At 65.6% G+C, this 6043-nt stretch carries 7 protein-coding genes; 6 read left to right on the plus strand and 1 reads right to left on the minus strand.

Annotated features, from left to right (window positions below; translation table 11 throughout):
- Positions 1-47: 47 nt before the first annotated feature.
- The 6 genes from JYJ84_RS26265 (at position 48) to JYJ84_RS26290 (ending at position 5523) form a co-directional block, all read left to right on the plus strand.
- Positions 48-1553: an RNA polymerase factor sigma-54 gene (locus JYJ84_RS26265; RefSeq protein WP_175221623.1), complete on the plus strand. Its 1506-nt coding sequence runs from the start codon at positions 48-50 to the stop codon at positions 1551-1553.
- Between the two features lie 158 nt (positions 1554-1711).
- Complete coding sequence (hpf, locus tag JYJ84_RS26270) at positions 1712-2071, plus strand: ribosome hibernation-promoting factor, HPF/YfiA family (RefSeq protein ID WP_006477786.1); 360 nt, start codon at positions 1712-1714, stop codon at positions 2069-2071.
- 167 nt (positions 2072-2238) lie between these two features.
- Positions 2239-2778: a PTS sugar transporter subunit IIA gene (locus JYJ84_RS26275; RefSeq protein WP_174955665.1), complete on the plus strand. Its 540-nt coding sequence runs from the start codon at positions 2239-2241 to the stop codon at positions 2776-2778.
- Between the two features lie 129 nt (positions 2779-2907).
- Entirely contained in the window at positions 2908-3876 is a 969-nt protein-coding gene (gene hprK / locus JYJ84_RS26280) for an HPr(Ser) kinase/phosphatase (protein WP_011353227.1), read from the plus strand.
- Positions 3877-3951: 75 nt separating this feature from the next.
- Entirely contained in the window at positions 3952-4860 is a 909-nt protein-coding gene (rapZ, locus tag JYJ84_RS26285; protein WP_043187318.1) for an RNase adapter RapZ, read from the plus strand.
- A gap of 27 nt (positions 4861-4887) precedes the next feature.
- Positions 4888-5523, plus strand: coding sequence for an LON peptidase substrate-binding domain-containing protein (locus JYJ84_RS26290; RefSeq protein ID WP_122946299.1), 636 nt, complete (start codon positions 4888-4890; stop codon positions 5521-5523).
- Between the two features lie 287 nt (positions 5524-5810).
- Here JYJ84_RS26290 and JYJ84_RS26295 read toward each other — a convergent pair.
- Positions 5811-6043: NUDIX domain-containing protein (locus tag JYJ84_RS26295; RefSeq protein ID WP_205189629.1), on the minus strand; the 233-nt coding region annotated here is incomplete at its 5' end.

Here is a 6043-nt window from a genome sequence, read left to right on the forward strand (position 1 = left end):
AACGCGCCTGGGTCGTGGCAAACTGCCGGTATGACCTCCTCCTCGCCATGAAAGCCAGCCTTCAACTCCGCCTGTCGCAACATCTGGCGCTGACGCCCCAGCTACAGCAGTCGATCCGGCTCCTGCAGTTGTCGACGCTCGAATTGCAGCAGGAAGTCGCGATGGCCGTCGCGCAGAACCCGCTGCTCGAGAACGACGACGAATGGATCGCGAGCCCGCTGCGTGTCGCAGCGGACGGATCGTTGATCGCGCAGACGCCTCCCGCACAGAACACCGAGCCCGCTTCGATGAACAGCGGCAGTTCGTCGAGCGATCGCGCCGAGCGCGACGAGCCGGCCGGCGCGGATGAATACGACAGCTACGCATCCGGCGACGGCAACGACGGCCCGCAGTGGAATCTCGACGAATTCGGCCGCTCGAGCGGCGCGTCCGACGACGACGACCTCCCGCCGCTGCAGGTGCAGGAAGCGGCGACGTCGCTGCGCGACCACCTGTCCGCGCAGTTGCGCGTCACGCAGGCCAGCCCGCGCGATCGTGCGCTCGTGATGTTCCTGATCGAATCGCTCGACGACGACGGCTACCTGACCGCGACGCTCGACGAAGTGCTCGCCGACCTGCCGCCCGAGCTGGAGATCGACTGCGACGAACTGAACGCGGCGCTCGCGCTGCTGCACAGCTTCGATCCGGCCGGGGTTGGCGCCCGCTCGGCATCCGAATGCCTGAAGCTGCAGTTGCTGCGCCTCGATCCGTCCCCGACGCGCACGCTCGCGCTCGAGATCGTGTCGCAGCATCTCGAACTGCTCGCCGCGCGCGACTTCACGCGGTTGCGTAAGCACCTGAAGGCGAGCGACGACGCGCTGCGCGACGCGCACACGCTGATCCGCTCGCTGGAGCCGTTCCCCGGCGCCGCATACGGCAAGGCCGAGGCCGACTACGTCGTGCCCGACATCATCGTGAAGAAGGCCGGCCAGGGATGGCTCGCGGAGCTCAATCCGGAGGTCGTGCCGCGGCTGCGGATCAACAACCTCTACGCGAACATCCTGCGTAACAGCCGCGGCGATCCGTCGGCCGGTTCGCTCAAGCAACAGCTGCAGGAAGCACGCTGGCTGATCAAAAACATCCAGCAGCGATTCGACACGATCCTGCGTGTCGCGCAGGCGATTGTCGAGCGTCAAAAGAACTTCTTTGCGCACGGTGAAATTGCCATGCGCCCCTTGGTTTTGCGGGAAATAGCTGATACGCTGGGCCTACACGAGTCGACTGTCAGCCGTGTGACAACCGGGAAGTACATGCTGACCCCGTTCGGGACGCTTGAATTTAAGTACTTCTTCGGATCTCACGTCTCGACCGACACCGGTGGCGCCGCTTCGTCGACGGCCATCCGAGCCCTCATCAAGCAACTGATAGGAGCTGAAGACCCTAAATCGCCACTTTCGGACAGCCGCATTGCCGAGCTGCTGGCAGAACAAGGATTCGTGGTCGCGCGCCGCACGGTTGCGAAGTACCGCGAAGCCCTCAAGATCCCGGCAGTGAATCTACGCAAGTCTCTTTAAGCCTGCTGCCTGCCCGGCGGCAGGCGTGTTCCGGCCACCGCGCATACGGGGAACAGGCCGGGCGACCTGTCCGCGATACACCGCCTCGCGCGGCACGGGCAAGTCGACCGGAGCGCCGCCTCGATGCGGCCGGGTGGTCACTCGCTTGGAGAAGCACTATGAACCTGAAGATCAGTGGACATCATCTCGAAGTCACGCCTGCAATTCGCGAATACGTGATCACCAAGCTGGACCGGGTGCTACGGCATAGCGATCAGGTGATCGATGGCACTGTGATCCTCTCGGTCGACAACCACAAGGAAAAGGACAAGCAGCAGCGCGCAGAAATCAACCTGCACCTGAAGGGCAAGGACATCTTCGTCGAAAGTGCGAACGGTAACCTGTATGCAGCGATCGACCTGCTGATCGACAAGCTGGACCGTCAGGTCGTCAAGCACATGGAGCGCCTGCAAACGCATGCGCACGACCCGATCAAGCTTCAACCGTCGATCGACCAGATTGAACTGCCGCCGCAGTAACCTTCACCGCAACACACACGTCGCCCGGTTCGCCGGGCGTTTTTTTTGCGACTCCCGCCGTGGTGCAACCGGTCTGTCCGCGCTGCGCCACGCACGCGGCTGTGCTCTATAATGTTCCGGTTATCGCCGGGGGGCGCTGGACGCGGTAGCTGCGTTGCAGGTTGCCGATGCCAAACGCCTTGATATCGCCGAACATGGGTAATCAGTCTGCCGCCGCAAGGAGACCCCAGGCCGCCCAATCGCCTGCCAACATGAATCGCCTAGCCAAAATCCTGCCCATAGAGAACGTCGTCATCGACCTCTCAGTCACCAGCAAGAAACGCGTGTTCGAACAAGCCGGGCTGATGTTCGAGAATCAGAACGGCATCGCCCGCAGCACCGTCACGGACAACCTGTTCGCGCGCGAGCGCCTCGGCTCGACCGGGCTCGGCGAAGGTGTCGCGATTCCGCACGGGCGCATCAAGGGTCTCAAGCACCCGCTCGCCGCGTTCGTCCGGCTCGCCGATGCGATCCCGTTCGAAGCCCCCGACGGCCAGCCGGTCGGCCTCCTGATTTTCCTGCTCGTGCCCGAGCAAGCCACCCAGCAGCACCTCGAGATCCTGTCGGAAATCGCGCAACTGCTGTCCGATCGCGACGCGCGTGAGCGTCTGCACAACGAAACGGATATCGCCGAGTTGCATCGCCTGCTCACTCAGTGGCAACCTTGAGTTGATCCGGGCGGAATATTTTCCGGTACGCGGCGGCACACGCCGCCGTTCAGGGCCGCCCGGCGCCGGCCCGGCATGGCGACGCCCGTCGCCGCGCGCACGCACCGGCCCATTGGAGTGACGAGAGTCATGGATACGTCCAGCATCAACGCCCAGAGCATCTTCGACGACAACGCGGCCACGCTGAAGCTGAGCTGGCTGACGGGGCATGAAGGCTGGGAGCGCGGCTTTTCGGCCGACACCGTCGGCAATGCCACCTCGAGCGCCGACCTCGTCGGCCACTTGAACCTGATCCACCCGAACCGGATCCAGGTGCTCGGCGAAGCCGAAATCGACTACTACCAGCGGCAGACCGACGAAGACCGCTCGCGCCACATGGCCGAGCTGATCGCGCTCGAACCGCCGTTCCTCGTCGTCGCCGGCGGCGCCGCGGCGCCGCCCGAACTCGTGCTGCGGTGCACGCGCTCGTCCACCCCGCTGTTCACGACGCCGATGTCGGCCGCCGCGGTGATCGACAGCCTGCGGCTCTACATGTCGCGGATCCTCGCGCCGCGCGCGACGCTGCACGGCGTGTTCATCGACATCCTCGGGATGGGCGTGCTGCTGACCGGCGATTCGGGCCTCGGCAAGAGCGAGCTCGGCCTGGAGCTGATCAGCCGCGGCCACGGCCTCGTCGCCGACGACGCGGTCGATTTCGTCCGACTTGGCCCCGATTTCGTCGAAGGGCGCTGCCCGCCGCTGCTGCAGAACCTGCTCGAAGTGCGCGGCCTCGGCCTGCTCGACATCAAGACCATCTTCGGCGAAACCGCCGTGCGGCGGAAAATGAAGCTGAAGCTGATCGTCCAGCTCGTGCGGCGCCCCGACGGCGAATTCCAGCGCCTGCCGCTCGAAAGCCAGACCGTCGACGTGCTCGGCTTGCCGATCAGCAAGGTCACGATTCAGGTCGCGGCGGGCCGCAACCTCGCGGTGCTGGTCGAGGCGGCCGTCCGGAACACGATCCTGCAGTTGCGCGGAATCGACACATTGCGCGATTTCATGGATCGGCAACGACTCGCGATGCAAGATCCCGACAGTCAGTTCCCCGGCAAACTGGTGTAACCCGCACGCGCCGGCCGCGCAACGCCGACGCGTCGAGCCGGTGCTATGATGAAACGTCAGGATTCTCTGCTTCCCATGCGCATCGTCCTTATCACTGGCATCTCCGGCTCAGGCAAGTCCGTCGCGCTGAACGCGCTCGAAGACGCAGGCTATTACTGCGTCGACAACCTGCCGCCGCACGTGCTTCCCGAACTTGCCCGCTACCTCGCCGAGGACGGCCAGCGCCGGCTCGCGGTCGCGATCGACGCGCGCTCGAGTGCATCGCTCGACGAAATGCCCGGCCTGATCCGCGAGCTGTCGCGCGAGCACGACGTGCGCGTGCTGTTCCTCAACGCGAGCACCCAGGCGCTGATCCAGCGTTTCTCCGAAACGCGCCGCCGCCATCCGCTGTCCGGTTCGCTGTCGCACGATGCGAACGTCGGCCTGCTGTCGTCGCTCGAGGAAGCGATCGAGCGCGAACGCCACCTCGTCGCACCGCTCGCCGAATTCGGCCACCAGATCGACACGAGCACGCTGCGCGCGAACGCGCTGCGGACGTGGGTCAAGCGCTTCATCGAGCAGAAGAACAACGACCTGATGGTGATGTTCGAATCGTTCGGCTTCAAGCGCGGCGTGCCGCTCGACGCCGACCTGATGTTCGACGTGCGCGCGCTGCCGAATCCGTACTACGACCACGAGTTGCGCCCGCTCACCGGGCTCGACCAGCCGGTCATCGCCTTTCTCGACGCACTGCCGATCGTCCACCAGATGATCGACGACATCCATGCGTTCCTGATGAAATGGCTGCCGCACTTCCGCGATGACAACCGCAGCTACCTGACCGTCGCCATTGGCTGCACGGGCGGGCAGCATCGTTCGGTGTTCATCGCGGAAACGCTCGCCACGCGCCTTGCGCACGAGGCGAACGTGATCGTGCGGCATCGTGACGCGCCAGTGGATGTCGACGCGTCGTCGCGGCTCGTCTCCGAGGTCGACCGACCCTAGCGACGCACGCCCCAACGCCCGCGCGCCATGTCCTCCCTATCGACCACCCTGATCGACCTGCCGCTGTTTCCGCTGCACACGGTGCTGTTTCCGGGGGGCCTGCTCCCGCTCAAGGTGTTCGAGGCGCGCTATCTCGACATGTCCCGCGCGTGCCTGCGCGACGACGCACCGTTCGGCGTGTGCCTGCTGAAGAGCGGGCCCGAAGTCGCGCAGGACGGCGCCGTGTCGGTGCCCGAGACCATCGGCTGCATGGCGCGCATCACCGAGTGCGACACCGGCGAATTCGGGATGCTGTACCTGCAGACGGTCGGCACGCAGCGTTTCGAGCTGCTGTCGTATCGCGTCGAAGGCAACGGGCTGCTGGTCGGCATCGCGGAACCGCTGCCCGACGACATCCCGCTCGAAGGCGAGCAAACGCTCGCGCAGTTCGGCTCGTGCGCCGAGGTGCTCGAGCGCATCATCGACGCGCTGAAGAAGTCCGAACCGGAGAAAATGCCGTTCGGCGAACCGTTCCGCCTCGACGATCCGAGCTGGGTGTCGAACCGCCTCGCGGAACTGCTGCCGCTCGACCTGCGCGCGCGGCAGAAGCTGATGGAGTTTCCGGACGTCGGCGCGCGCATCGACGCCGTGCACCACGTGCTCGGCCGGCACGGCTGGCTATAAAGGCCCCCGGACCTGTCGCTCCGCTCCAGGCCCCACGAGGGGGTCAAGAAAACTTGGGACGGTCCGGCGTTTTCCTGAGCGCGCCCCTGCCCCGTCGCTTCACGCGAGACTTCGGAAGGAATCTCCCCCAAAGCCGCTTCCTTCAGGACGGAAAGCTTGCGGTGGCCCGGCGTTCTCCTCAGCGCTCCCGGACCGCCACTTCGCGCCCGGTCTCCGAGCGGACTTCCTTCCGTACGGAAAATGTCGGGCCGCCCCGCGTTTCGTTGAAAGCGCGCCCTTCCCCTTCGTTACAGCAGCGGCCCGCTCAGCGCATCGAGCAGCTTGCGCACCGGCGCCGGCACGCCGTATGCGTCGAGCCGGCTCAGCGGCACCCAGGCGGTGTCCGCATCCCGCGCGCCCGAAGGCAGCCCGCCACCGTCGGCCATGTCGCTCAGCCGCGGCTCGATCTCGAGCCGGAAATGCGTAAACGTGTGCGTGAGCGGCGCGAGCGGCACCGTGCCGCCGCCGCCGAAACCGCGCG

Origin of the sequence: Burkholderia sp. LMG 13014 (assembly GCF_905232215.1) — a bacterium.
Taxonomy (GTDB): Bacteria; Pseudomonadota; Gammaproteobacteria; order Burkholderiales; family Burkholderiaceae; genus Burkholderia.

Excerpts from the sequence above, each read along its gene's own strand:
- JYJ84_RS26265 (WP_175221623.1), top strand. The coding sequence starts at position 48 with ATGAAAGCCAGCCTTCAACTCCGCCTGTCGCAACATCTGGCGCTGACG.
- hpf (WP_006477786.1), top strand. The coding sequence starts at position 1,712 with ATGAACCTGAAGATCAGTGGACATCATCTCGAAGTCACGCCTGCAATT.
- JYJ84_RS26275 (WP_174955665.1), top strand. The coding sequence starts at position 2,239 with ATGCCAAACGCCTTGATATCGCCGAACATGGGTAATCAGTCTGCCGCC.
- hprK (WP_011353227.1), top strand. The coding sequence starts at position 2,908 with ATGGATACGTCCAGCATCAACGCCCAGAGCATCTTCGACGACAACGCG.
- rapZ (WP_043187318.1), top strand. The coding sequence starts at position 3,952 with ATGCGCATCGTCCTTATCACTGGCATCTCCGGCTCAGGCAAGTCCGTC.
- JYJ84_RS26290 (WP_122946299.1), top strand. The coding sequence starts at position 4,888 with ATGTCCTCCCTATCGACCACCCTGATCGACCTGCCGCTGTTTCCGCTG.